The following is a 26,539-nucleotide window of genomic DNA, read 5'->3' as shown; positions in this document are numbered from 1 at the left end:
ACACTACAAGCAGTCAGGCTGCTTAAGCGCTCCCTTCTTCCGCTATCGGTATGATCGTTGGTCTGTATGCGGAAAAAGGATCCTGACTGATGAACCTATTTCATCCAGCTAACATGTTTCTAGGATTGAGTAGAAATCACAGAAAATGGTGAAGACCCTGAATTTAATCGGTATATCGCTAGATGAAAAAATAATAGAGATAGAAGCAACCAATCAAATTGAGAAACTGGAAACTGGTGGGCAGCCAAAAACAGATGTTAAACTTACCATCAAAACGAATAAGCGATCAAAAGAAGTATTCACATTTAGCTGCAAACGCTCGAGTGCAAAGTATGTTTCCATTCATGAGTACACCGCTGAAAGCTTTATTGAAGTGTTGGGGATAGAAAATGAAAAGCTAAAAGAAGCTTTCCGAAAACTTCAAGAAGTTGGGGGTTTTAAACAGTTACAAGAACAATATAACGACCTCTATAAAATAATGGAAAGTGAACTTCCAAAGCTCAATAAAAAACTAGCACAATGGGCTTACGCAGGAATCGGTGGCTATGGAGATAAAGAAATTCATTGGGCAAGATATATGATTGTCTTTAAAAATGAGACGGAGATAGAAATGGAAAAAATGGATACGTACATTGAAAACATACTAAAAAATACGAAAGGACAAATGGGAACTTCTTTTCAATGGACTTATCCATCTAAAAAGAAAGGGAAAGCTATACAATTGAAAGGAAAAATCATCTAACTTTTCTTTCTTGAATGTTCATCAACATGACAGTATATAAATGATACCCTTTCCTAAACAAGAACGTGAAAACATCAATGATTTGCTTATTCCTTCCTGATAAGTGTCTGTAAAACATGTTGTAAGAAGTCAAGTACAGCCTTTGGTGAAGAAACGTTTTAGAAAATGCTAAAAAAGAAAGAGGTGTCCAGATATTTTAGGACACCTTTTCGTGTTTTTCTGCTGCAACGACGATGCGGTCGCCCTCGACATCGATATGGATCGTGCGCACATCTTGCGCATCAAGCAACACGTCGGCAATTTGGTCTTCGATATGTTCTTGAATGACGCGGCGGAGCGGACGAGCGCCAAACGTTGGATGGTAGCCGAGCTCAGCTAATTTTTCTTTCGCTTTGTCGCTAATAGTCATCGTGACATGTTGTTCCGCAAGTGTACGTTGCAATTCATGAAGCATCAAGTCAACAATTTGCAGCATATGTGCTTTTTCAAGCGGTTTAAATTCAATGATCGCATCGAGACGGTTTAAAAATTCCGGCTTAAAGTATAGGCTGAGGCGTTGAAGCAAGTCGCCTTGGCCGTTTGTACCAGCGTTTGATGTCATGATGATGACCGTATCTTTAAAGCTGACGGTGCGACCTTGGCTATCTGTTAAACGACCATCTTCTAAAATTTGTAGGAACATATGTTGAACGTCTGGATGCGCTTTTTCCATTTCATCAAGCAAAATGATGCTGTAAGGGTTGCGGCGCACTTTTTCCGTCAATTGCCCAGCTTCCTCATGACCGACATAGCCAGGAGGTGCACCGATCAGTTTCGCGACCGCATGTTTTTCCATATATTCGCTCATATCTAAACGAATCATCGCATCTTTTGAGCCGAATAATTGTTCCGCAAGCGTCTTCGACAATTCTGTTTTACCAACGCCAGTCGGACCGACGAATAAGAATGAACCGATCGGACGGTTTTTCGCTTTTAAGCCTGCGCGGCTTCTACGGATCGCTTTAGCGATCTTTTTCACCGCTTCTTCTTGACCGATCACTTTTTTCGCTAAGTTTTCTTCTAAATGTTTCATTTTCGTTTGTTCATCCGCTTGTAGTTTGCCGACTGGAATGCCTGTTTTTTCTTCAATGATTTGTTGAATGTGCATGACATCAACAGTAGGTTGCTCCGCTTGTCCGTTTTGTTGCAGTTGTTTTTCAAGCTGCAATTCTTCCGTGCGCAGTTTCGCCGCCAATTCGTAGTTTTCTTGTTGCGCCGCTTGGTCCTTTTCTTTTCTTATTTGTTCAAGACGTTGTTCGATCGCTTCTTTATTTGTCGGCATCGCTTGTAAGCTTACTTTAGACCCGGTTTCATCTAGCAAGTCGATCGCTTTGTCAGGAAGGAAGCGATCTTGAATGTAGCGATGCGACAAAGTGACGCAAGCGCGAACGGCTTCATCTGTATATTTCACTTGATGGAATTGTTCGTATTTTGGCTGAATGCCTTTTAAAATGTGAATAGCTTGTTCGATCGTCGGCTCGTGAACGATGACCGGTTGGAAGCGACGTTCAAGCGCGGCATCTTTTTCAATATGGCGGTATTCTTTTAACGTTGTTGCCCCAATGATTTGCAGTTCACCGCGAGCAAGCGTCGGTTTTAATATGTTGCTTGCGTCCATCGAACCTTCTGCCGATCCAGCTCCGACGAGTAAGTGAATTTCGTCGATGAATAAGATGACGTTTTTCCGTTGTTGCAATTCAGCAATGAGCTGTTTCATCCGCTCTTCAAATTGACCGCGAATGCCTGTGTTGGCAACTAATGAAGCGACGTCAAGCACGTACACTTCTTTGTTTAATAGTTTCGCAGGAACAGCTCCTTCGACGATTTTCAACGCCAATCCTTCCACGATCGCCGTTTTACCGACACCTGGTTCACCGATGAGTACCGGATTGTTTTTATTGCGACGATTTAAAATTTCGATGACGCGTTCTATTTCTTTATCGCGTCCGATGACAGGATCAATGAGTCCGGCTTTCGCTAATTGCGTTAAGTTGCGACCGAATTGATCAAGCCATCCGTTTCGTTTCGGTTGTTGTTCTTGTTGTTGGACATGGGAAACGGCTTCGTTAGTCAGCGGTGCGAAAAAGTTGGAGAACAATTGATCGAAACGATCGAAGTGGAATCCTGCTGGCACTTTCAATGGTTGTTTTTGTTTTGCATAGCACGCTTCGCAAAGTTGTACTTGTTGTTTTTCGTCGTTTACTTGCACATGCAAAAAGATGGTTGCTTCATTTTGTTTACATACTTGGCACATCATAGGCACCAACCTCCTTTGACTTTGACTATATTTGATCTTTCTGTCTTTATTATAATTTGACCTTTTTTGACTTTCAAGTCCTTTTTTTAAAAAAATAAAAAAAACACGATAGGAAAATGACCTATCATGTTCTTTTTAATCCATTCATTAAACATTGAATCGTCCGCTCGATTTCTTGTTCATCATCCCACGAATAGTCGGGCATAATTAAAAAGCGAGTCGCCAAAAAACCAGCGATCGTTGTAATCGTCAGACGAATAATCGTCTCTGGCGGGAGCGGCGCAAGCTCTCCTTTTTGTTGAAAATGCTCAACGATTTGCTTAAATTTATCGTACACATGGTTAATAAAAATCGTTTGAAATTGTATTTTAATGTCCCCGTGAAACGCCATCTCTTGCCATAGCACACGAATGGCCGGCAAATACGTTTTTACAAATTCATACCGATTTTTAAAAACGGCGCGCACAAACTGTTCGTAATGTTCATATTCGTTTTCAAATACATCTTTGACAAACTTTTTTGCTAAAAACGGGGCGACCGATTGAAATAGCGTCGGTTTTACGATCGCTAGCAATAAATCTTTTTTCGTTTTATAGTGGCGAAAAATCGTCCCTTCTGCCACCCCTGCCCGCTTGGCAATTTCGCTCGTCGACGTCGCTGCATATCCCTTTTCCGCAAACATGTCGATTGCGGCTTGTAAAATGTTTACTTGTTTTTCGCTGAACTCGTGTTCATCTGCGTTCAATAAATCAAACAACCATTTTCGTTCGTCCATCCTATCTCCTCACAACTTTCGATATTTCTTTAATGCGAACACATTCAATATCATAAATAAAAACGAAAAACTAATCAAAACGTACACATCAATCGAAATCGCTTCCCATCCTTTTCCGCGAATCATCACTTCCCTTAACGCATCTGCCCCGTAATATAACGGCATAGCGACTCCGATCGAACGAAGCCACGGTTCCATCGTATCTAAGTTAAATAGCCCAGAGAAAAACACTTGCGGAACGACGACGAGCGGAATAAATTGAATCATTTGCAGTTCGTTGTTCGCAAACGCCGACAATAACGTCCCTAACGTGAGTGCGGTCATCGCCAATAAAAACGTAATGAACAGCACATACCAAAACGAGCCTTCCATCATCATGTTTAACACATGAATCGCAAACAAAGAAATGAAGCTCGCTTGAATCGTTGTAAATATACCAAAGCCGATGACATAGCCGATGACAATTTCCCATCGTTTTAACGGCGTCGCTAACAAACGTTCAAGCGTGCCGCTCGTCCGCTCGCGCAAAAACGACACTCCAGCAATTAAAAAGACGAAAAAGAAAATGAAAAAGCCGATTAATACTGGACCGAAATAATCAAATGGCGCCATGTCTTCTGAACCGTGCATATATACAGTTTCTACAGCGATTTTTTGCTCGGTGCGCGGCATAAGCGTTTGCATCGCTTGTTGCACCGTCATGAGCACCGTTTTGCTGACAGACGGATCGCTTCCTTCAAGCGTGATGCGTAAAGTCGTTTGATCCATCTCGATCCATGCATCGATTTGTTGTTCGTCAAGCTCCGTCATCGCTTTCGTTTTTGTCATCGTCTTCACGTGCGCTCCCGCTTCTTTTAACGCTATTTCAAGCTGATGTGGCACGTTGGAATTTATCGCTATATGCGGCTCATATGATTCGCCGTTAAACACTAAATCCATTAAAAATAAAACGAACATCGGGGCAACAATCATTAACGCTAGCGTGCGTTTGTCGCGGAAAAACTGGCGAATAATGCGGACGACAATCGCTTGAATTCTCATGCGTACATCCCTCCCAAATGTAAAAATGCTTGTTCAATCGTCTGTGCACCTGTCTGTTTCTTTAATTCGTCAGGGCTGCCGACTGCCATCAATCGCCCGTTGCGAATCATCGCAAGCCGCATACATTTTTCCGCTTCATCCATGACGTGCGTCGTCACTACGATCGTCGTTCCCTTTTGGCGAATGCGCTCAAGTTCTTCCCAAATCGCTTGGCGAAGAAGCGGGTCAATGCCGACCGTCGGTTCATCTAAAATGAGCACGTCCGGTTCGTGAAGGAGCGCTGCCGCCAGCGATAAGCGCCGTTTCATCCCCCCAGAATATTGATGGACTGCTTTTTTCATATCGTCTGTCAAATGGACGAGCTGCAAAACGTCTTCGATGCGTTGCTTTTTCTTTTTTCCTTTTAGCCCGTAAATCGATGCGAAAAAATCTAAATTTTCGAGCGCCGTAAGCTCCCCGTATAACGCGTCCGACTGTGCCATAAAGCCGATGCGCGCCATCGTTTGCAAATTGGGCATGCGCTCACCGAGCACATGAATCGTCCCTTTTGTCGCCATATCAATGCCTGCAATCATTTTGACAACGGTCGTTTTTCCTGCTCCTGATGGGCCGAGGATGCCGAATATTTCCCCTTTGTGCACGTCGAGCGACATGTCGTGAATCACTTCTTTTTTGTTAAACTGTTTACTAACATGTTGCAATTGAATGGCCATCATTTTCCCTCGCTTTCATGAAGTGAGTGATTACTCACTTTTATTTTATACGTTCGTTCAGTTGTTGTACATATGTGCTAAAAATTTTTTCATTGACGGAACGAATATATTTTTGTACGATAGAAACGGCAATTGAATACGAAATCTTTCTCGTCAACTAAGATGAGATAGAGGTCGCGGCAAATAATAGTAGTTTCATCGAGGCGCAGAGACGCCGATGAAGTGGAATGAAAGGATTTGTCGCCGAAGTTTATAGCGTGCTCTGGCGCTATAAGCTGGGCCTGTTGCCGAATAGGCGCAGGACTGTCATCGCGCATGCGGTGGAGAGCTATCGATCTTAAGTTTGATGCGGATGTGTCATATATTGTGCACCCGTTGAAAACTTAGGGTGCACTTTTTTATTTTTCCACCGCTTGCGTCACCATAATCATGAATGAAAGGATGACGAACATGAAACAACAACAACTCGGGTTTTGGTTATTGACAGCGCTCGTTGTCGGCAATATGGTCGGATCGGGCATTTTTATGCTTCCGCGCTCGCTTGCTGAGGCGGCAAGCCCCGCCGGCGTGCTGCTCGGATGGTTGATTACAGGGGCTGGCGTGCTCACGATCGCCATCATTTTTGGAAATTTAGCTATTCGTAAACCGGAATTAAACGGCGGGCCGCAAATTTATGCGAAGGAACTGTTTCCGAAAGGTTCAAAAGCATCCATTTTATCTGGTTTTATGGCTTCTTGGGGCTATTGGATCGGCAACGTCGCTGGAAACGTTGCGATCATTACGACGTTTGCTAGTTATTTATCGACGTTTTTCCCTATTTTAACGAGCGGACATGTCGTGTTTTCCATCGGTTCATTTACGTTAAAACTTGGACATTTGCTGACGTTTCTCGTTTGTACGTCGCTTTTATGGGTGATGCATACAATTATTTTGCAAGGGGTAGAAAGTGCTGGGAAATTAAACTTTTTAGCAACGGCAACGAAAGTGCTCGGATTTTTCCTTTTTATTATCATCGGATTGTTTGCATTTGAAAAAAGTTATATGGATCCGTTTGTTGCCCCGCGCTACGATGAAGCTGGCCATACGCTCGGTCTTCTTTCGCAAATGAACAACGTTGCGTTAAGTACGCTTTGGGCGTTTATCGGCATTGAATCAGCGATCGTATTCGCCTCACGGGCGCGCAAACAAAGCGACGTAAAGCGCGCAACAATCGCCGGTTTACTGATCGCCTTAACCATTTACATCGGCATTAGCGTGCTCGTCATGGGCATGTTAAAACAAGATGTGCTCATGCAATCGGAAAAGCCGCTCGTCGATGCGATCGGAACAGTTCTAGGCCCGATCGGATCGCAGCTGTTAGCTGGGCTCGGTTTAATTAGCTTAATCGGTTCGACGCTCGGCTGGATTTTTTTAAGTGCAGAAGTACCGTATCAAGCAGCGAAACAAGGGTTGTTTTTGCGCGCCTTTTTACAAGAAAACGAAAAAAGCATGCCGCGCTTTTCTTTACTTGTTTCAAACATCATTTCGCAACTATTTATTTTTTCAACCATTTCAAACTCGATGGCGGCCGCGTTTGATTTTGTCATTTACATTGCGACGTTATCATACCTCGTTCCGTATGTCATTGCCTCGACGTTCCAGCTTAAACTCGTCTGGACAGGCGAAACGTATGTGACGATGAAAGAGCGAATGACAGACGGTGTGATCGCTCTACTTGCGACGATGTATTCCATTTGGCTCGTCAAAGCAGGAACGGCCGATATGAAAACATTTTTGCTCGGCGTCGCCTTGCTTGCAAGCAGCTTGCTGTTTTATCCGCTACTTCTTAAACAACAAAGCGAACATAAAACGAAACAAAAACAATCTGCATAACAAAACCCCCGTCCAATTTTGGCGGGGGACACATTATATCATCTTCTTTATTCTCTATACTTTTTTCTTGCCTCTTCAAATATTTGATTTAATTTTTCGATTTGTTTATTATTCACTTGTTTACTATTGTTCAAATCACCCTTGTATTCCATGTGATTACTATCTAACGGCACTTTCCCATAATAAACACCTTTGATCGTATACTCATCATGTGTCGTGCTTTTTCTTAAAAATAAAAGATAGCTTTTATTATCTTTCATCAACTGGTACCCTGCCGAACCGTACATTGTATTAGCCTTTTTATCAAACGCTCCGTTCTCCATAACTTTTATGATATTACCCTTATTTAACGCGTATCCCTTTTCATTTTTAAACACTTTTTTGATCTCAACATCACTTATCGTGTAAAAACCCGTCACCATATCGCCATCTTTATCGAAATAACTCTCTCCATTTTTTTTCGTACCTATCAAAATAACTTCACTATCATTCTCCATTTCTTCTAAATAATTGTATTCGTCTACAATTTTCGACTCACTATGAACATATTTTGTATTCACATTGCTTAGTTCAGATTGTGTATTGTTACAGGCAGACAAAAATAAAATGGTAAAAAAAAGAAAAATAATCTTTTTCATCAGGCTACTTCCTTTCCACTAATAGATAGCATTTATTCCATTCCAATCATCACTTTGCGGATACTCGTCATTTAGGAAACCCTTTGAAAGGATAATAGAACGAACATCGTCTTCATGATCCAATCCGAGAGCATGACCGACCTCGTGTGCTGTTGTTTCCCTCGTTTGAACCCAAGACAACTTTTGAAAACCTGGTAAATAGATCCTTAACTGCGACTTATCGTATGTGCAATCCCAACAAGCAGTCACTTGTCCCAACCAGTTCACATGATAGTTAATACAATCAGCGACAACGGAACCCATATCCTTCGTACTAGCCCACCATTTATAGTTAGCTTGGGAGGCATCGTACGTTCTGGTCGTACCAATAAGTGGGGAGCTATCGAACGCTTCCGAACCATACACTGCCCTCGCTTCATAACCAGCATGAATAACCGACGAATCAATCCAATATTTTAGTGAGTTTGGATTCCTATATTTGCCACCAAATAGCTCATAAGCACGAACACTGCTACTAGGAATCAAGTATAACATGATAATAACGAAAAAAGTCAATCTTCTCACATCCGCTTCCTTCTAGAAATCTTTTACTTTTTTAAAGCCTAGTTTATTGTATCATTTTTTTTTTTTTTTTTTTGCAAATTGTTTTTTTTAACCAAAATATATTTCTGTACTTGTCAATAAACATACTCTATTTAATACGGTTATCATTTTCTCCGTCTTTTTCTTATCTTTATGTTATAATATTCCTTGAATTTTGTTTTGTTGAGGGAGCGTATATGGGGAGAGAGAGAACAAGGCGGTGGCTGTACATATTGCTCGTGATTGTCCCATGTTTGATCGGGAGCGTGTGGATTGTACGTTGGCAAGATGAACAGCTACAACGTCAACAGGTAGAAGAGACGCGCATGTTTGCGAACATACATAAAAACGATTTAGATCGCTTTCTTGCGGAAACGACGGCTCGGCTTGAAACGTTGGCGCTCGTGATAAGCAAACATACAGACATAAAAGAAAACATACACGATGTAGTGAAGCAAATAGAAAAACAAGACGTTCGCTTTGAGCGCATTTCGTTTTTTTCGGAAAGTACAAGTTCAGCGATGCGACTGGCAGAAGCAACAAAGCAGCCGATGTTTACCGACGATGAGACGGCAACGATCGTGACACCGATCATTGATGAACGAACGAAGCGTGCGATCGGTTTTTTAGTCGCAACGTTGCGGACAGATTATATAAAGCAGCGCATGAAAATCATCTATCCACAAGCTTCGTTTCGCTTGTACGATGAAAAAGGAAACGAACTGTTCAGCGCAAACGATCTTCGCGCATCCAAAGAAACCGTCGTCGTTCATTTAAATCAAGCACCGTGGCTCATCGAGGCGAACGTACCTTCCGTCGCTAACAAACAACGAATGCAGGCGGCGCTTCCGCACGTGTTTACGTTCATTGTTGCGATGCATATGGTTTGGTTATTTATTCAATATTCGTTATTGAAGCGGCGAACGATGATGGAACGAATGGAAACAGAAGCGCAAAAACTTGAATTAGTCGGCACGCTTGCAGCAAGTACCGCCCATGAAATTCGCAACCCGCTCGCCGGCATTAAAGGATTTATCCAACTGTTGAGTGAAAAGCATAAAGATAACGAATCACAACTTTATTTTTCGGTCATTCAAAACGAAATTACACGCATTAACGACATCGTCAATGAATTTTTAATTCTCGGCAAACCAACGACGCAAAAGTTTGAAACGTGCGATTTGAACGATATCGTGTTAAGCATTCATCCAATTATTGAATCGCAAGCGCATTTGCATAACATCATGTATACGTTGCAATGCGCTCGCGTATCGCTACCTATTCGCTGTTGTAAAGACCATTTAAAGCAAGTCGTGTTAAACTTAGTGAAAAACGCGATCGAAGCGATGTCAAGCGGTGGACAGCTTACCCTTTCGCTTGCGAAACAAGACGGCTGGGCAATATTAAGCGTTTCCGACACCGGCAACGGCATCCCGAAACATGTCAAAGATAAATTGTTTCAACCGTTTGTCACATCAAAGCAAATGGGAACAGGACTCGGGCTCGTCGTATGTAAACGAATCGTCGACATGCATGAAGGAACGATCGATATTCATAGTATAGAAAATAAAGGAACGACGATTACCGTTCGCCTTCCTTTACAGTAGGAGGTGGAAACATGTTTGACATGCTTGTCGGCAGTACGTTATCCGCGCTAGCAACAGGTGCTGGCGCGATTCCTATTTTATTTTTATCGCGCTCCCTCACACACCAATGGCGCGATATGTTGCTTGCGTTTACCGCTGGTGTCATGATGGCAGCGTCCATGCTCGGCCTCATTCCTGAAGCGCTATCTTCAGGAACGTTTCTCTCGCTTGCGGTTGGACTATGCATTGGGGTGTTGACGTTGACGTTTCTTGAAAAAATGGTGCCGCATATTGACTTAGCGCATACGGAAAGCGGCGTAATGATCGACAAAAAAGCGTTGCTCGTGCTTGCCGCTATCACACTCCATAATATCCCAGAAGGGCTATCGGTCGGCGTGAGCTACGCCTCTGGGGAAGGGAGCGAAATCGGCAACTTAATCGCTTTAGCGATCGGGTTCCAAAACGCTCCAGAAGGATTGCTCGTTGCGCTTTTTTTATTTAATCAACGCATTTCAAAAGGAAAAGCGTTTTTCATGGCGACGGGCACAGGGCTTATTGAACTCGTCGCTTCGATCGTTGGCTATTATTTAACGTCCGTTGTCGGCTCGCTCGTTCCATACGGTTTGGCGTTCGCAGCTGGCGCGATGTTGTTTATCATTTATAAAGAGCTCATTCCTGAAAGTCATGGCGACGGAAACGAACAATCGTCGACGTACGCTTTTATTATCGGATTGTTGCTGATGGTGTTTTTAATCGAAACGTTTTAAAGGATGAGGATCATGTCGAAATATTATATGCTTCTTTTATTAACAAGCGCACTATGGGGAGGCAACTTTGTCGCAAGTAAACTGCTCGTGCCGCACGCCTCCCCCCTTTCATTAACGTTTATGCGCTGGACGATCGCAGTTCTTTTTTTATTTCCGATCGTATTAAAAAAAGAACGGTCCGTTCGCCTGCAAACACGCGGCATTATTCCGCTTATTGCGATGGGCATGACAGGCGTCGTATTATTTAACGTTCTTATGTTTCGGGCGCTTCGCTACACATCGGCCGATCACGTCGGGCTCATCTCAACGTTAAATCCGATGGCGATTGCGCTTGTTGCTTACGTCGTATACCGTGAGAAACTGACGATGAGACAATGGTTGTCCATGACCGTCTCCCTTGTCGGCGTGCTTTTATTTATGACGCACGGACAGCTTCATCGCGTGCTACACGTCAATATCGGCGATGTATGGATGATCGCTGCCGTCATCGTTTGGGGCATCTATTCCGCATGCGCAAAAGCGGTCATGAAATGGTATTCTCCGCTTGCGGCGACGTTTTGGTCGGGCGTCTTTGGCGTCGTCGGGCTTTTGCCATTTGTATCTTCCTTTTCCGTTCATCACGTAAACGTCTCGTTTTTGCTTGCGCTCATCTATACGAGCATCGGAGCGACGGTGCTGGCGATGTTTCTTTGGAACGTCGGCGTGAAACAAGTCGGTGCCACAACAGCGGGGATGTTTTTAAATTTCAATCCGCTTTTTACCGCATTGTTTGCGTACATATTGCTTGATGAAACGTTAACGCTGGCACAATGGATCGGTTCGTTCATTACGATCGCAGGCGTTGTGCTGTTTACAAAAAAATAGAGTGAGGCGCTTGCCCCACTCTATTTTTTCACATCCAAACAACCATACTGTACAATCACACTTCTTCTATCAACTGCTTTACTTCTTCTTCTGAAAGTTCAGCCATATACGCAATCTCTTTCACATCTAGTCCCTTTCTCACCATCGCTTGTACAATGTGCTTCATTCCTTGCTTTCTCCCTTTTTCAAGCGCTTTTCGTTCGTACGAGATCATCAGCTCCATCACCTGTTCTTTTTCTTTCGCTTCCATTTCATTCACCTCGCTTCGTAGTTGTTGTTCTTCTTCGTCTGATAGTTTCACATATGTTTCAAAAAAACCGAATAGCAACCGTTGTTTTGCTTCGTCTAGTTCCATGCGCACTAGCATGCGTAAAAATTGTTTTTTCATCTCAACTCTTTCATTTTCAGTATACCCCATCTTGCTTAACAAAGCAGCAGCGATCGGGTTGTCTTGCTGAATGTAGTTTCGCCAATGCTTTTTGCGCAGTTCGATCGTGAAAAATTGAAAGTGAAGGACTTGACCAAAAGGAAACAGATGGCTCATTGCGGACTGTGTCATAGCTAAATAGTGCGATAGGTACGATCGGTTTACGGTATCTTTCATACAAACGACTAAAGTAAATAAACATGCGTTCCGGAAACGATAGCTGGACGTAACTTTGATTTTCGATATGCACGATGACAATCCCGTCTTCGCCTTTCAGCTTCGTTTCGACAAGCAGATCTACGCGATACTTTTCCCCTGCCGTTACATCGGTAAACAGCTCTTCTGATAAAAACGACAAATGGCGAAAATCGATATGCTCATGCATCGTCGGAAAGAAAAGAAGAATAAACTCCTCAAAAAATGTTTGAATGAGCTCCTTAAACAAACGATCGTGGTCAATGGACATACATTCACCCCTCATTCGATTGTTTCAATCGTTTTATTCGGTAAAATGAATCAAATTCCTGCTGTCATTACACACTAAAAAAATAGAAGGGGTGCTATTCCCCTTCTTTTTCTTCATATGGATGTGCCACCCATCCAGACGGATCGATAAATAAACGAACGGCAACGACTTGGCGATCGTCCATTAACGTAAAGAAATGCGGATTTCCTTCTGGTACGGAAATCACGTCGCCTGCTTCTAGTTCTACGTCAAAATATCCTGTTTTTTCGTCTCCTTTAATGACGAAAATGCCATGACCAGCGACGATCGCCCGCACTTCGTCTTCCGTATGCGTATGCACTTGTTCAAACTTTTTCAACAGCTCTTCTAAATTTGGCGTTTGTTCGCAAAGCGCCACGACGTCCCACGTTTTATAGCCTCTCCGCTTCGCTAAATCTTCAATTTCCGTCTGAAACGTCGCTAAAATGTCGGACTTTTCTTCATCTGTTAATACAAACTTGTTTTGTAAATGATCCGGAAGTTTGCTTGCATCCCATCGTTCATACAACACTCCTTGGTCGTTTAAAAACGCCGCGACGTTTTCTTTTCCTTCAATGACTTCCCCAGTATTTCGCACTTTAATAACTGCCATACATACTCCCCCTTATCGTTTCATGAGCAATAATTTCACATGATATTGACATAAAAACTCGCACGCTTCTAAAAACTTTTTCGCCTCTAACACATCTTTTCCCCAAACGGTGATGCCGTGGTTGCGAATAAGCACCGCGCCGGCATCTTCATGAACATGGTCGGCGAACGCTTTTGCTAACGTCGGAATATGGGCGAAATTCGGAATAATCGGAATGCGAAATTGCGCATCTTCCTCCCATAATCCGAACGCTTTAATCATTTCTTGATTCGAAAAAACGACTTCCCCTTCGTCACCGTACAGTTCTGAAACGATATTGTTATCGACCGTATGCACGTGCAAAACGCAGCCGGCGTTCGTTTTGTTGTAAATTTCCACGTGAAGAAGCGTCTCCGCCGACGGCTTTAGGTGCGTCGCTTCCGCCGGTCGTCCGTCCGCACCGACGAGTAAAAAATCTTCCTTCGTCTCTTTTCGCTTATCTTTTCCGCTTGCGGTCACGAGAAACGTGAGCGGCTCATCGCTCACTTTCAGCGATAAATTGCCGCTTGTCGCCATAAACCAGTCGCGCGCCGCTAGCTCTCGTTTGACTTCCGCTAGCTCTTCCCATTTCTCTTTCATGCGATCACCTCACTTTCTTTTAACGCATCGATGACATCATAAAACGTCGTAAACGGCGTATGCGGTAAGTGTAGCTCACGGCATTTTTCAAGTAAAAAGTCGCGCGCGATGACGTGATCGGCTCGTTTTGCTGCCGCTAAATCGGTAATGGAATCGCCGATGACGATCGTTTTCGCCCCTTTTGGCGCAAGTTTACGAAGAAGCGACGGCTTACAGCAGCCGCAACCGTTTTGGCAATGTTCATCGCACGCATGCGGCCACGTAATGCGAATCGTATCGCCGCTAAAATCGGCGCTGTTACAATAAATGCGTTCTTTTTCAACGAGCCCGTCAAGCAGCGGATAGACGAAAAAATCGATGCCGCCGCTGACGATATAAAGCGGAATTTGTCGCTCGTTCGTAAACGCGACAAACTCAGAAAATCCGTCGCGAATGCGCGCGGTGCGCAGTAAAAACTGCACGATATCTTCTTTTAACGTTGTCGGCAAAAGCGAAAACATGCGCCCGACGCCTTGTTGCACCGTACATGCTTGCGCCAATATATCGTCTTTGATCGCTTCCCACTCCGGTGGGGCAAACTGTTTCATGAGCGCAATAATGTTATCGTTTAACGTAATCGTCCCATCAAAATCGCAAAAAATGACCGGCTTCATCATGCGCTCCCCCATAAATCAAGCGCTTGTTTTAACGCTTCGTTTTCCGCCGCAGCCTCATGAAGCGAACGCCCAGAAAGCACCGCTTCCACCGCAGCGCGAAACGCTTGCCCGCCACCGACAGCGCCTTGCGGATGTCCGTGCACTCCACCGCCTGCGTTAATGACACAATCGATGTCAAAGTCGCGCATAAGAAGCGGCACAAGCCCCGGATGAATGCCGGCAGATGGAACAGGGAACGTGCGGGCAAACGGTTCTTCCTTCGTTAATTCATGAGCGATCGCAAGCGTCTGTTTTTTTTCAAGCGCCACGCTTCCGTACGGCGATGGAAAGAGCGAAAAATCCGCCCCTGCCATGCGCAACAATTTCCCAAGCAAAAGCGCATAACTGACGCCATACACGTGCGACGAAGCGATCGCTCCGCTAAACGACGGATGCGCCATAATCGGCAAGCGAATGTCGTCATCTTCACGAAGCGCTTGCAATACATCTAGCCCGTATGTAAAGACGTTAAACAACAATACGTCCGCGCCAAGCTCTGCCGCGCGCTTTGCTTTTTCTTTTAGCTCAAACGTTTTTCCTGTTAAGTTCACCGCATATAACGTCCGATGCCCTGTTTGTTCGTACACGTCTTGTAACGCTTGTTTTCCTGCGACGATTCGTTTTTCAAACGGCGTTAAGTCGTTGTCAAACAAAATTTCATCGTCTTTGACGAGATCGACGCCGCCAAGCGCTTGCAGCTTTAATTGCTCAGTCACATATCGCAAATCGCGCCCGATGACCGCTTTAAAAATGCTCATCACAAGCGGACGGTCAAAGACGCCAAGCTTTTCGCGAATGCCGTCCATGCCGAAGCGCGGACCCGGAAATGCCCGTTTTAATTCATCAGAAAAAGCAAGATCAACAAGTTTAATCGTTCCATCAAGCGACAACTTCCCAAACGTCGTCGTCAAAATGGCTGGAAAATCGGCGCTAAAATTGACGCTCGGATATGAAATGCGCACGAGCGCGCGCTTCAAGCGCTTCCCGAAATACGTATTGACCCGCTCATCTTCCTCAAGCTGTTCAATTGACTGAACAACACCTTTATGTTTTTTCAACTGCTCTTGCTCAAGCTGCGGCAAATCGGTCCACGAGCCGACTGTGAGCCCAAGCGCGATCCCTTCTGCTTTTTTCGCTACATCTTTGTCATCATGAATCAAATACGTTGCGGTAATCATACTCCCACTCCTTTACAAATAAAAAACCTCTTCATAAGAAGAGGTTCGATCCGTCGTCTCTTCTTATCTCTCAGCGATTGCTGCGAGAATTAGCACCGTGCTTAACAGCTGTTAAGTCGGTTGCCGGGCTTCATCGGGCTCGTCCCTCCGCCTACTCTTGATAAGAATTCGCAATGTATATCATTTTTTGAACAGTTCGTTTTTTTTGCATAAATTTAATTCGAATTATGACAGTACATCACGCATTTGTCAATGACTTTTTTAAAAAAGTCGCAACCGTCCGATGCGTTCAGCGGCTTCTTTTAGCCGTTCTTCACTCGTCAATAGCCCTACGCGCACATAGCCTTCCCCATGTTCTCCAAAACCGATGCCCGGAGCGACCGCTACATGCGCTTTGTCAAGCAACAAGTCAGCAAACGTCTCGGACGTATATCCTTTTGGTACCGGAAGCCAAGCGAAAAACGAACCTAAAGGGGCTTGCACGTCCCATCCGATTTCACGGAGCGCATGAATAAACGTATTGCGCCGCGATTCATACGTCGCCACGAGCTCATGCACGCATTGTTGCGACTGTAAAAGCGCTACCGCTGCCGCTTCTTGAATAGCTCCAAAAATACTGACGTACAAATGGTCTTGCAGCACATTGATCGCTTCAATCATGCTTGCGTTACCAACGGCAAAACCGATGCGCCATCCTGCCATATTGTACGTTTTTGAGAACGTATAAATTTCAATGCCGACGTCTTTCGCCCCTTCTGTTTGCAAAAAGCTGATCGGCTTTTTCCCATCAAAACCGATCGCTCCGTATGCGAAATCGTGCACGACGCCAATGCCGTATTTTTGCGCAAACGAAACCGTTTCATCAAAAAATGATTGTGTTGCCGTCGCGCCTGTCGGGTTGTTCGGGTAGTTTAAAAACATCAGTTTCGCTTGTTGTACGACACGTTCATCAAACTCCTCATAATTAGGCAAAAAATTGTTTTCCGCTCGCAGCGGCATCATTTCCATACGCGCCCGCGCGAGCACAACGCCCGACCAATAATCCGGATATCCGGGATCAGGAACGAGCACAACATCGCCCGGATTTAATAAACAAAGCGGCATTTCGACTAGCCCAGCTTTTCCGCCAAATAAAATGGCGACTTCTTTTTCTGGATCAATCGTTACCCCATATTCGCGCTTATAAAACGTTGCCACCGCCTCTTTTAAAAACGAATAGCCGCGAAATGGCGAATATTTATGATATGTCGGGTTGGCAGCCGCTTGTTGAAGCGCGGCAACAATATGCGGCGGCGTCGGCTGATCCGGGTTTCCTTGTCCTAAATTAATAACATCTCGCCCGTCAGCGATGACCGCATGTACTTTTTGAACGAGCGATGCAAAAAATTGCTTCGGCAGTTGCTGCAACAAATGAGATTGCGGAAATGTCGTCATTTTGCCCACCTACTTCACAAAAAGGTTGAAATTCTAGTCAAACATCATATATTGTAAAAATCAAAATGTAAAGAAAATTTTTTTTGAGGTGAAACGAATGAATATAGCTTGTATACAAATGGACATTGCCTTTGGGGAACCGGAAAAAAATAAACAAACCGTCGTGCGCTACATGGAGCAAATTGCCTGTGACGCCGACGTCGTCGTCTTGCCCGAGCTATGGACGACAGGATACGATTTAGCGAGACTTGGCGATATTGCCGATGAAAACGGCGAACATACAAAAACGTTTCTTTCTTCGCTTGCACAAACGTACAATGTGCATATTGTCGGCGGATCGGTAGCGAAAAAGACAGAAAGACAAATAACGAACACGATGTACGTCGTCGATCGAAACGGTCATGTCGTTAGCGAATATAGTAAACTCCATTTGTTCAAATTGATGGATGAACATAAACATTTGCAAGCTGGAGAAACGACGGGCATATTTTCGCTTGACGGCGTGACGGGCGCAGGCGTCATTTGTTATGACATTCGCTTTCCGGAATGGATTCGCGCTCATGCGCTTCAAGGTGCCGAAGTGCTATTTGTCGTCGCCGAATGGCCGCTCGTTCGCCTGCATCATTGGCGCACGTTGTTAATGGCGCGCGCGATTGAAAACCAATGTTACGTCGTCGCATGCAATCGGGCAGGGAAAGATCCGAACAACGAATTTGCCGGCCACTCGATGATCATTGACCCATGGGGAAACGTCGTCGCAGAAGGGGATGAACGAGAAGCGGTCATTACGGCGAATATTGATATAAACGAAGTGCAACATGCGCGCGCGCGCATCCCGATTTTTACCGATCGCCGTCCAGATGTGTATAAAAAATTTTTAAAAAATGATTGACAAACGAGCATGAAGCGATGTATGATTCGAATCAAGCGAATTCACGAAACTTTTTCATTGTTACAAACATTCGAATAATACAAATACTCTTATCAAGAGCAGGTGGAGGGACGAGCCCGATGAAACCCGGCAACCGGCGATGGCGCACGGTGCTAATTCTTGCAGCAGTAGGCTGAGAGATAAGAGGTGCGAAGCAAACTTCAAACCTCTTTCGTTCAGCGAAAGAGGTTTTTTGTTTAAGAAAACTTTCTATCATAGCAGAGAAGTGTCTAGCTCCAAGCGCCATCGGCTCGAGTCGCTCCGCTCCACACTGCGGCGGCAATAGCCTCCTCGGTGGAGCTTGTGCGCTCTTCGCCGATAGGCAGGCGCTTTACGCTTTTCTTAATTTAGGGAGGAATCACTATGTACGAACCGTTAACAGAGCAAAAGGCGGTCGCGCTCGCGATTCGCTTAGGGCTATTCCAAGAAGATGCGCTTCTTTCATGCCAAGAAATTGGCGATGGCAACTTAAACCTCGTCTTTCGCATCGTCAACGAGCGGACAAACGACAGCATCATCATAAAACAAGCGTTGCCGTACGCGAAAGTCGTCGGTGAAAGCTGGCCGCTCACATTAAAGCGCGCAACAATCGAAAGCCAAGCGTTGCGCACGTTCGCAAGCTACGTCCCTCAGTATGTACCAAAAGTGTATTATTCCGATGAGACTTTAGCGATTACGGTGATGGAAGATTTATCACATTTACAAATCGCGCGCCGCGGGCTGATCGAAGGAAAAACGTTCCCGCACTTGTCACAACATATTGGGGAATTTATCGCCAAAACAGCGTTTTATACATCGGATTTTGGCATGAATCAACAACAAAAAAAGAAGCTCGCCCAACAATTTACAAACCCTGAACTATGTAAAATTACGGAAGATCTCGTCTTTACCGACCCGTTTTTTGACCACGACACGAACAGCTTTGAAACGGAGCTTCGTGCTGATGTCGAGCAGCTTTGGCAAGATGATGAACTCAAGCGCGAAGCAGCGAAATTAAAACGGCTCTTTTTAACAAAAGCAGACGTGTTGCTTCATGGCGACTTACATACCGGAAGCATATTCGCAAGCGACGATGACACGAAAGTAATTGATCCAGAATTTGCATTTTACGGTCCGATCGGCTTTGATTTAGGGCAATTTTTTGCCAATTTACTATTAAACGCCCTCTCTCGCCATGAAAGCGAACGCGAGCCGCTCTTTACACATATTGAAAAAACGTGGGACGTGTTTGTTCGCACATTTACAACATGTTGGCAAGAAAGCAACGAACCGTATGCGCGCGTTTCTTTCGTGCTCGACGACATCATGAACGATGCGCTCGTCGAAGCGATCGGATTTGCTGGTTGCGAAGTCATTCGCCGCACGATCGGCTTAGCGCACGTAGCTGATTTGGACGAATTGCCACTTGAACGGCGGCTAGAAGCAAAACGGCACGCTCTTCGCCTCGGACGCGAGCTCATCGTGCAACGTGAACATGTGCCGATTCATGCTATCAAACGTCTCGTACAACAAACGGTACATGTCAACAGCTAGGAGGAAGACGATACGATGAAATCTGTACAATGGCACGATACACATATTACGATTTTAAACCAACAAGCATTGCCTCATAAGACTGAATATTTAGAATTAAAAAACATAAAAGACGTATGGGACGCGATCGTCGCGCTCAACGTACGCGGAGCGCCGGCGATCGGCATGACGGCCGCCTTCGGGTTAGCGCTCGCGGCGAAATCGTATGAAACGAACGACTTAGCACAGTTTCACGCCAACTTAAAGCGCGACCGCGACTATTTAGCGAGCTCGCGCCCGACCGCCGTCAATTTATTTTGGGCGCTTGACCGGCTCATGAAAAGCGTCGCCAACGCCACCTCGGTCAATGAAGCGAAAACGACGCTCATTCATGAAGCGATTTGCATTCAAGTTGAAGATGAAGACGTATGCCGACGCATCGGCGAACATGCCCTTTCTTTGTTCCAAGACGGCGATCGCATCATGACGATTTGCAATGCGGGGGCGATTGCTACCGCCCGATACGGCACGGCGCTCGCACCGTTTCATTTAGCGAAAGAAAAAGGAATGACGCTTCATGCGTACGCTTGCGAAACGCGCCCTGTGCTGCAAGGTGCGCGGCTTACCGCTTGGGAACTTTCGCAAGCTGGCGTCGATGTGACGCTCATTACAGACAATATGGCGGCGCAAACGATGAAATCAAAGCGCATTTCTGCCGTCATCGTCGGGGCAGACCGCATTGCCGCCAACGGCGATACAGCGAACAAAATCGGCACGCTCGGCTTAGCCATTTTAGCGAACGCGTTCAACATTCCGTTTTACGTCGCCGCTCCGCTATCGACGATCGACTTACAGACGGAAACAGGGGACGACATTCCGATTGAAGAACGGGCGAAAGAAGAAGTGACGCATATCGCTGGCGTAAACATCGCGCCGGATGTGAACGTGTACAATCCTGCATTTGACGTTACGCCGCATGAACTCATTACCGGCATCATTACCGAAAAAGGCATCGTGTCTGGCGACTACAAAACGAAGCTACCGACATTATTTGAGGAGGTTTTCGCATGAAAAAACTATCAATACTCATCGTGCTTATATTTGCCCTTTTAACAGGGTGCACGAATGAACAAGACGCCGTATCGAAACCGGCCGAACAGCCGAAACAAGAAGCGAAAGAAGAAGCAAAAGGAGAAACAGAACAAGCCGACATTCCAGAAGCGTTACAAAAGCCGATTAAAATTGCTGCCATTATGCAAATGTCGATCGGCACGTTTTCATCGCAATATATCGCCGGCGTAAAAGAACAAGTCGCGAAATTTGGCGGCGACGTGCAAATTTATAACGCCGACAACGATTTAACGAAGATGGCCTCATACGTTGAAACAGCAATCAACCAAAACGTCGATGCCATTTTACTAGACCACGGACGCGCCGACGCGCTCAAAGCGCCTGTTGAAAAAGCGCTCGCTAAAGGCATTCACGTCGTCGCATTCGACAACGACTTAAACATTCCGGGCGTCACGGTTATTGACCAAGACGATTACAGCTTAGCGTGGAAAACGTTAAAAACGTTAGCGGAAGATTTAAACGGCGAAGGGGAAATTGTCACCATTTGGGTCGGCGGTTTTACGCCGATGGAGCGGCGCCACGTCATTTATGAAGCGTTTCAAAAACGATATCCGAACATAAAAGAAGTGGCGAAATTCGGCACCGCAAGCGCCAATACAGCGCTAGATACGCAAACGCAAATGGAAGCTATTTTGAAAAAATATCCGAACAAAGGCGACATCGATGCGGTGTTTGCGACGTGGGATGAGTTCGCCAAAGGAGCGACGCGCGCCATTCAACAAGCAGGTCGAACAGAAATTAAAGTGTACGGCATCGACTTAAGCGATGAAGATTTACAAATGATTCAACAACCAAACAGCCCATGGGTCGCAACGACCGCTACCGATCCAGCGGAAGTTGGGCGCGTACAAGTGCGCTTTGCTTATCAAAAAATTGCTGGCGAAAAAACGCCAAACATTTACTCGCTTGAGCCGCATGTAGTGAAACGTTCCGATTTGCCAAACACATCCGTAACGATGAATGACTTGCATAACTACATCCAAAGCTGGGGACAATCGAACGTTGCGGTTTCACCATGGATGAAAACGTTAGAACAACAGGTGAATAAACAATGAGCGGCTTACGGATGAATGAGATCGTCCATTCATTTGGTGACGTCACCGTATTAAACGGCGTGAACTTTCATGTCCAACCGGGCGAAGTTCACGCCCTTTTAGGAATGAACGGCGCAGGAAAAAGCACGTTAATGAACATTTTAGCCGGCGTGTTGCAGCCAACAAGCGGAACGATTGACATCGACGGAAAGACGCATACGTTTTTTTCACCGAAAGATGCGAAACGAGCAGGCATCGGACACGTCGTACAAGAAGTCGATGCCGCGTTGTTCCCTGCTTTGTCCGTATATGAAAATGTGCTTGCCGAACATATCGTCGCGCAAAAACAACCGTTGTTTTCAAAAACAAAGCAACGTTCATTTGTCGCACAGCTTCTTGCGCGCGTCGGTCTGGAACACGTGTCGCTCGATGCGCCCGTACAAGCGTGCACGCTTCATGAAAAACAGCTTATTTTACTGGCGCGCGTCCTTTCTTCTTCCGCACGCTACATCATTTTAGACGAGCCGACCGCCTCGTTAAGCGATGAAGAAACGAACCGATTGTTTACGATGATTGAACAGTTAAAAGCGCAAGGCGTGGCGTTTATTTACATTTCGCATAAGCTGCACGAAATAAAGCGCATGTGCGACCGCATGACGATTTTGCGCGATGGGGCAGTCGTTTACGAAGGCGATGTGTCGCTAGCAACTGAAGACATCGTTCGCCATATGGTCGGACGGCAAGCGGACGCGCGCCAAAAACATCATCGTGAAATAAGCGGAGAGACGCTTTTTGAAGTGAAGCAACTATACATTCCGAAAACGAAAACGACGGTCGACCTCACTGTACGCCGCGGGGAAATTGTCGGCATTGCCGGCATCGTTGGAGCGGGAAAAACGGAATTGGCAGAAAGCATCATCGCTGCGGTCGAAACGACAGGGGAACGCATCGTTCGCGGCAAAAAACAAGCATGGTCGTCGCCAAAAGATGCCATTGAAGCTGGCGTTTGTCTCATTCCAGAAGAGCGGCGCAAACAAGGGCTATTTATGAACGAAACGGTCGAAAAAAATTTGACGGTGCGGCTATTGTCTAACGTGTCAACGTGGCAATGGATTCGAAAACGGGACGAGCGGGCGCTCGCTACATCGCTCATTTCTTCGTTACGTATTCGTCCGTCTTCGCCGACTGCGCTTGCGAAAAACTTAAGCGGCGGCAATCAACAAAAAGTCGTCATCGGCAAATGGCTGCAAACGAATAGCGACGTCTTTATTTTTGATGAGCCGACAAAAGGCATTGACGTGCATGCGAAAGAAGAAGTGTTTGCGATGATTCGCTCGCTTGCCGACGAAGGAAAGGCGATTATTTATTTGACGAGCGAATGCCAAGAGCTACTTCATATCGCCGATACCATTTACGTCATGGTGGACGGTCGCTTCATTAAGCGAGTGAAAGCATGTGAGACGACATACGAACAGCTCGTTCATCATATGAGCGGAGGTGAATAAAGGTGAAATTTTTATATAAATACGGAACGATCGTTGCGATTGTCGCTGTCACCGCTTTTTTTAGCGCTACGCTCGACTCTTTTTTGACGTACGCAAACTTTAGCGACATTTTACGATCTATTTCTATCGTCACGCTCGTGGCGGTCGGGATGACATTTTCGTTCATTGTTGATGGATTTGATTTATCGGTCGGCTCAACCGCGAGCTTAGCGACGATCGCTAGCGCATCCGCGCTCGTTTTACACCGCCAAGAGCTATTAGTCGCGCTTCTCGTTCCGCTTCTGCTCGGAGTGCTCGTCGGGTTGTGCAATGCGTTTCTTACCATTCAACTTCGGCTGCCTGATTTGTTGGCGACGTTAGCGGTCATGTATATCGTCAACGGCATCCAACTCACATATACGAAAGGATTTTCGATTTATAACGACATGCCGCTTCCAGAAGGCGGGGTAGCACCGGGCAAATTTATCCCTTCTTTTTTATTTATCGGGCAAGGAGAGCTGTTTGGCATCCCCTTTTCCGTCTTGCTTATGCTCATCGTCGTCGTTTGCGCTCATCTTTTTTTAACGTACACAAAAGCAGGACGAATGTTTTATATGACGGGAGAAAACCGCGAAGCCGCGAGACTAACCGGCATTCCAGTCAATCGCTATCGCGCGTATGCTTATATGATTAGCGGAGCGTTTGCAGCTTTAGGCGGCATTGTGCTCGCTTCGCGCATCGGTACCGGACAAGTGTCGGCAGGCGCTCCATTATTAATGGATGCAGTCGCAGCGGCATTTATCGGCTTTTCCGTGTTCGGCGCTGGCAAGCCGAACGTCATCGGCACGCTGCTTGGCGCGATGTTCATTGGCGTGTTGTTAAACGGATTAACGATGATGAACGTCCCATACTATGCTCAAGATATTGTCAAAGGCGCCATTTTAATTTTTGCACTTGCGTTGTCCCATATCGTTAAAAAATAAACCCACCTTACGCGAGGTGGGTTTCAAACGTTCGTTCTTTTTCAACTTTTTTGATCAGTTCATCGAGCAACTGAATGACTTCGGCAGATGCTTGTTCAAGTTCAATAAGTTGCGCTTCGACTCCTTTTCTATCGCCTTTTGCGTACGCTTCCGCCGCTTTTTTTGCCGCGACGTGCACTCGTTCGTGCGGGGCGTCTAGTTTTTCATACGCTGGCGTGCCAGCTAGCTGTTTTTTCGTCTGTTCATCAAAATACCATTTCCCTAGTCGGCATTGATAGTGGGAAGCGACATCTTCCGGGCGAATCGTCTCATAACCGACAATCATATTATAAATGCGCCATTTCCATAATAAATGATCCGTCTTCGCCAAATGAAGAAGCGCTTTAGCAGACAGTTTCACGCTATTTTCATTCACCATGCTCAAACGGAAACGGTCGATCGCTTTGCTGAGCGCATGTACGGTTTTTCCTGTTTTTTCACCGAGTTCACGCACGTATTCTGTTAATGAAGCGATCGACGACATGCGGCTAGAAATTTCATCTACCGCTGCCGCTTGCTCTTCCACAACAGCTGCGTTCGTATTTGTACTATCTTGAATGTCTCCCATCGCATGGACGATGTCTTGCAAGAGCGGCATCGCTTCTTGCGCTTGTTTCACCGCTTGACGAATCGTCGCCGACGTCGAATAAATGGCAGATGACACTTCTGATGAAATCGTCCGCAACTCTCCAACGTTTCGTTGCACTTCCCCGAGCGATTGCACCGTATGGTCGGCAAGTTTACGAATTTCTTCTGCCACAACGGAAAACCCTTTTCCGTATTCCCCTGCACGTGCCGCCTCAATCGAAGCGTTTAACGCTAACAAGTTCGTTTGATCCGCAATGCCGTTCACGAGCTGCATCACTTTTTCAATCGCGCTTAAATGTTGTTGTAAATGTTCAAAGCGATCAACCATATGAGTGAATTGCTCAGACGTTTCCATAATTTCTTCAAACGCTTCGTTCATCATATGTTGTCCTTTTTCTGCTCGTTCCACCGACGTTGTCGTTTTTTCTGCGATGACGGTTGCGGCATGTGCAACTTCCGATACGGCCGTCGTCATTTCTTCCGTCGCCGCCGTCACCATTTGCACGTCGCTATTTTGTTGATCAAGCGCTTGAAGCAAATCTTTAATAAACATAATTTCTGCGTTTTGTTCCATCAGTTCAGCTGTGCCGCTTGCGATTTGCTCCATCATCGTTTCCGTATACACTTCCACGAGTAGCTGTTGCTCGATATTAATCGCCCGTTGCAACGCTTCCATGAGCGCTAAACAACGTTTTGGCGCTAGCGCCACTTTCGCTAAAAGCGTCGTTAAAACGAAGAAATTGAACTGGTTAAAAGCGACGAGCAGCTTGCCGACGTTCACTTTTTCTTTTCGCAACAAATGGAAAAAGCGGAGCGATTCATCGACATATGCGCGATTGCGCTCCATTGTAAAAAACGCGTTTACATACGCCTCAATGCGCGCTTCTGTCACCGTTTTCGCCGCTTCCGGCTGCACATGTTGCAACCCTTCATAAAAAAGGCGAATCATTTCTTGCTTGTGCGGGGCAATCAGTTCATCAATTTGTTTTAACTTGGCGAAATCTTCTGTCGTAAAATGGTTATACGATAACGTATCGACAAACCGTCCGTGAAACGAATAGTCCGTTCCTTTTTCAAGCAGTTCGCTTACTGCCGGACGAAGACGTTTAAATAACATCATATCCACCTCTTTAGCTGTCTTGACATATAAGTCTATTGTACTACATATCGTTCGTCGTTGGTAGAGTAATATAAAACGTCGTGCCGACTCCTACTTCGCTTTCAATATCGATACGTCCGCGATGCTCTTCAATAATTTTATAGCTTACCATTAATCCGAGCCCTGTGCCTCGCTCTTTCGTCGTATAAAACGGCTCGCCTAGTTTTTTTATTTTTTCTTTCGGAATGCCGCAACCTTGATCGCGAACGGCAATGCGCACCCCTTCGTCGACATGCTGAACGGACACGGTAATCGTCCCGCCTTTTGGCATCACTTCGATCGCATTTTTTAATATGTTAACTGTAGATGAGCATTTTTCATTACATTAATTTCCATCCCTAAAAGACAAACAG

23 protein-coding genes, 2 pseudogenes and 3 riboswitches are annotated in these 26,539 nt (G+C 45.5%); of the genes and pseudogenes, 11 read left to right on the top strand and 14 right to left on the bottom strand.

Annotated features, from left to right (window positions below):
- Positions 1–145 precede the first annotated feature (145 nt).
- A complete protein-coding gene (locus V7Z64_RS03780) occupies positions 146–742 on the top strand; it encodes an MspI family type II restriction endonuclease (protein ID WP_297991689.1) in 597 nt (198 codons plus the stop codon).
- Positions 743–938: 196 nt separating this feature from the next.
- Here the strand turns inward: V7Z64_RS03780 and V7Z64_RS03775 are convergent, their stop codons facing one another.
- The 4 genes from V7Z64_RS03775 to V7Z64_RS03760 all read right to left on the bottom strand — a co-directional run bounded on the left by V7Z64_RS03775 (position 939) and on the right by V7Z64_RS03760 (position 5,567).
- The gene (locus tag V7Z64_RS03775) at positions 939–3,038 is read right to left on the bottom strand and encodes an ATP-dependent Clp protease ATP-binding subunit (protein ID WP_334109366.1); all 2,100 of its coding nucleotides are present in this window, start codon (positions 3,036–3,038) and stop codon (positions 939–941) included.
- A gap of 124 nt (positions 3,039–3,162) precedes the next feature.
- A complete protein-coding gene (locus tag V7Z64_RS03770; RefSeq protein WP_297991685.1) occupies positions 3,163–3,813 on the bottom strand; it encodes a TetR/AcrR family transcriptional regulator in 651 nt (216 codons plus the stop codon).
- 9 nt (positions 3,814–3,822) lie between these two features.
- A complete protein-coding gene (locus tag V7Z64_RS03765; protein ID WP_297991682.1) occupies positions 3,823–4,854 on the bottom strand; it encodes an ABC transporter permease in 1,032 nt (343 codons plus the stop codon).
- Positions 4,851–5,567 carry an ABC transporter ATP-binding protein gene (locus tag V7Z64_RS03760; RefSeq protein WP_442885009.1) on the bottom strand — a complete coding sequence of 239 codons (717 nt, stop codon included), beginning with the start codon at positions 5,565–5,567 and terminating at the stop codon, positions 4,851–4,853. Before V7Z64_RS03760 ends, V7Z64_RS03765 begins: the two co-directional genes overlap by 4 nt.
- Positions 5,568–5,727: 160 nt before the next feature.
- Positions 5,728–5,906, top strand: a riboswitch (Lysine riboswitch).
- Between the two features lie 111 nt (positions 5,907–6,017).
- Here V7Z64_RS03760 and V7Z64_RS03755 point away from each other — a divergent pair.
- Positions 6,018–7,439, top strand: a complete 1,422-nt coding sequence (locus tag V7Z64_RS03755; protein ID WP_297991677.1) for an amino acid permease — start codon at positions 6,018–6,020, stop codon at positions 7,437–7,439.
- Positions 7,440–7,486: 47 nt separating this feature from the next.
- On the opposite strand, the gene V7Z64_RS03750 is transcribed toward V7Z64_RS03755, so the two are convergent.
- Both V7Z64_RS03750 and V7Z64_RS13345 read right to left on the bottom strand, forming a co-directional pair.
- Positions 7,487–8,077 carry a membrane lipoprotein lipid attachment site-containing protein gene (locus V7Z64_RS03750; RefSeq protein ID WP_297991674.1) on the bottom strand — a complete coding sequence of 197 codons (591 nt, stop codon included), beginning with the start codon at positions 8,075–8,077 and terminating at the stop codon, positions 7,487–7,489.
- 18 nt (positions 8,078–8,095) lie between these two features.
- On the bottom strand, positions 8,096–8,380 hold the full coding sequence (locus tag V7Z64_RS13345) for a matrixin family metalloprotease (RefSeq protein WP_442885008.1): 285 nt from the start codon (positions 8,378–8,380) through the stop codon (positions 8,096–8,098).
- A 545-nt stretch (positions 8,381–8,925) separates the two neighbouring features.
- On the opposite strand from V7Z64_RS13345, the gene V7Z64_RS03745 reads away from it, so the two are divergent.
- Genes V7Z64_RS03745 through V7Z64_RS03735 form a run of 3 tightly spaced genes read left to right on the top strand, consistent with a single transcriptional unit; the run spans position 8,926 to position 11,876 of the window.
- Entirely contained in the window at positions 8,926–10,266 is a 1,341-nt protein-coding gene (locus V7Z64_RS03745) for an ATP-binding protein (RefSeq protein WP_297991668.1), read from the top strand.
- Between the two features lie 11 nt (positions 10,267–10,277).
- A complete protein-coding gene (locus V7Z64_RS03740) occupies positions 10,278–11,012 on the top strand; it encodes a ZIP family metal transporter (protein WP_297991665.1) in 735 nt (244 codons plus the stop codon).
- 12 nt (positions 11,013–11,024) lie between these two features.
- Complete coding sequence (locus tag V7Z64_RS03735; RefSeq protein ID WP_297991662.1) at positions 11,025–11,876, top strand: DMT family transporter; 852 nt, start codon at positions 11,025–11,027, stop codon at positions 11,874–11,876.
- Between the two features lie 55 nt (positions 11,877–11,931).
- Here V7Z64_RS03735 and V7Z64_RS03730 read toward each other — a convergent pair.
- The 6 genes and pseudogenes from V7Z64_RS03730 to V7Z64_RS03705 form a co-directional block, all read right to left on the bottom strand.
- Positions 11,932–12,769: pseudogene (locus V7Z64_RS03730) on the bottom strand (Rpn family recombination-promoting nuclease/putative transposase).
- Positions 12,770–12,863: 94 nt separating this feature from the next.
- Positions 12,864–13,400 (bottom strand): 1,2-dihydroxy-3-keto-5-methylthiopentene dioxygenase, encoded by a 537-nt coding sequence (locus V7Z64_RS03725; RefSeq protein ID WP_297991659.1) that lies wholly within the window; start codon positions 13,398–13,400, stop codon positions 12,864–12,866.
- A gap of 12 nt (positions 13,401–13,412) precedes the next feature.
- Complete coding sequence (locus tag V7Z64_RS03720) at positions 13,413–14,018, bottom strand: methylthioribulose 1-phosphate dehydratase (RefSeq protein WP_297991656.1); 606 nt, start codon at positions 14,016–14,018, stop codon at positions 13,413–13,415.
- The gene (locus V7Z64_RS03715; protein ID WP_297991654.1) at positions 14,015–14,674 is read right to left on the bottom strand and encodes a 2-hydroxy-3-keto-5-methylthiopentenyl-1-phosphate phosphatase; all 660 of its coding nucleotides are present in this window, start codon (positions 14,672–14,674) and stop codon (positions 14,015–14,017) included. The genes V7Z64_RS03720 and V7Z64_RS03715 overlap by 4 nt, the downstream gene beginning before the upstream one ends.
- Complete coding sequence (mtnW, locus tag V7Z64_RS03710; protein ID WP_297991653.1) at positions 14,671–15,891, bottom strand: 2,3-diketo-5-methylthiopentyl-1-phosphate enolase; 1,221 nt, start codon at positions 15,889–15,891, stop codon at positions 14,671–14,673. The genes V7Z64_RS03715 and mtnW overlap by 4 nt, the downstream gene beginning before the upstream one ends.
- Positions 15,892–15,951: 60 nt before the next feature.
- Positions 15,952–16,058: riboswitch (SAM riboswitch) on the bottom strand.
- A 94-nt stretch (positions 16,059–16,152) separates the two neighbouring features.
- Positions 16,153–17,325 (bottom strand): pyridoxal phosphate-dependent aminotransferase, encoded by a 1,173-nt coding sequence (locus tag V7Z64_RS03705; protein ID WP_297991652.1) that lies wholly within the window; start codon positions 17,323–17,325, stop codon positions 16,153–16,155.
- 97 nt (positions 17,326–17,422) lie between these two features.
- Here V7Z64_RS03705 and V7Z64_RS03700 point away from each other — a divergent pair, with 97 nt between their 5' ends.
- The 6 genes from V7Z64_RS03700 to V7Z64_RS03675 all read left to right on the top strand — a co-directional run bounded on the left by V7Z64_RS03700 (position 17,423) and on the right by V7Z64_RS03675 (position 24,400).
- Positions 17,423–18,217, top strand: coding sequence for a carbon-nitrogen family hydrolase (locus V7Z64_RS03700; protein WP_297991648.1), 795 nt, complete (start codon positions 17,423–17,425; stop codon positions 18,215–18,217).
- An 86-nt stretch (positions 18,218–18,303) separates the two neighbouring features.
- A riboswitch (SAM riboswitch) is annotated at positions 18,304–18,403 on the top strand.
- 216 nt (positions 18,404–18,619) lie between these two features.
- Positions 18,620–19,789 (top strand): S-methyl-5-thioribose kinase, encoded by a 1,170-nt coding sequence (gene mtnK / locus V7Z64_RS03695; protein ID WP_297991647.1) that lies wholly within the window; start codon positions 18,620–18,622, stop codon positions 19,787–19,789.
- A gap of 15 nt (positions 19,790–19,804) precedes the next feature.
- On the top strand, positions 19,805–20,839 hold the full coding sequence (gene mtnA, locus V7Z64_RS03690) for an S-methyl-5-thioribose-1-phosphate isomerase (protein WP_297991644.1): 1,035 nt from the start codon (positions 19,805–19,807) through the stop codon (positions 20,837–20,839).
- Positions 20,836–21,954, top strand: coding sequence for a sugar ABC transporter substrate-binding protein (locus V7Z64_RS03685; RefSeq protein ID WP_297991642.1), 1,119 nt, complete (start codon positions 20,836–20,838; stop codon positions 21,952–21,954). Before mtnA ends, V7Z64_RS03685 begins: the two co-directional genes overlap by 4 nt.
- Positions 21,951–23,438 carry a sugar ABC transporter ATP-binding protein gene (locus V7Z64_RS03680; RefSeq protein WP_297991639.1) on the top strand — a complete coding sequence of 496 codons (1,488 nt, stop codon included), beginning with the start codon at positions 21,951–21,953 and terminating at the stop codon, positions 23,436–23,438. Before V7Z64_RS03685 ends, V7Z64_RS03680 begins: the two co-directional genes overlap by 4 nt.
- Positions 23,439–23,440: 2 nt before the next feature.
- On the top strand, positions 23,441–24,400 hold the full coding sequence (locus V7Z64_RS03675; RefSeq protein ID WP_297991636.1) for an ABC transporter permease: 960 nt from the start codon (positions 23,441–23,443) through the stop codon (positions 24,398–24,400).
- Positions 24,401–24,407: 7 nt separating this feature from the next.
- Here V7Z64_RS03675 and V7Z64_RS03670 read toward each other — a convergent pair whose 3' ends face one another.
- Positions 24,408–26,147: a methyl-accepting chemotaxis protein gene (locus V7Z64_RS03670; protein ID WP_334109356.1), complete on the bottom strand. Its 1,740-nt coding sequence runs from the start codon at positions 26,145–26,147 to the stop codon at positions 24,408–24,410.
- 40 nt (positions 26,148–26,187) lie between these two features.
- Positions 26,188–26,487 (bottom strand): annotated as a pseudogene (locus tag V7Z64_RS03665) (ATP-binding protein); the annotation flags it as partial.
- Positions 26,488–26,539 lie beyond the last annotated feature (52 nt).

Source organism: Anoxybacillus sp. (assembly GCF_036834105.1).
GTDB lineage: Bacteria > Bacillota > Bacilli > Bacillales > Anoxybacillaceae > Anoxybacillus.
The sequence above is the reverse complement of the archived record's forward strand: the minus strand, read 5'-3'. Positions and strand labels throughout refer to the sequence as shown.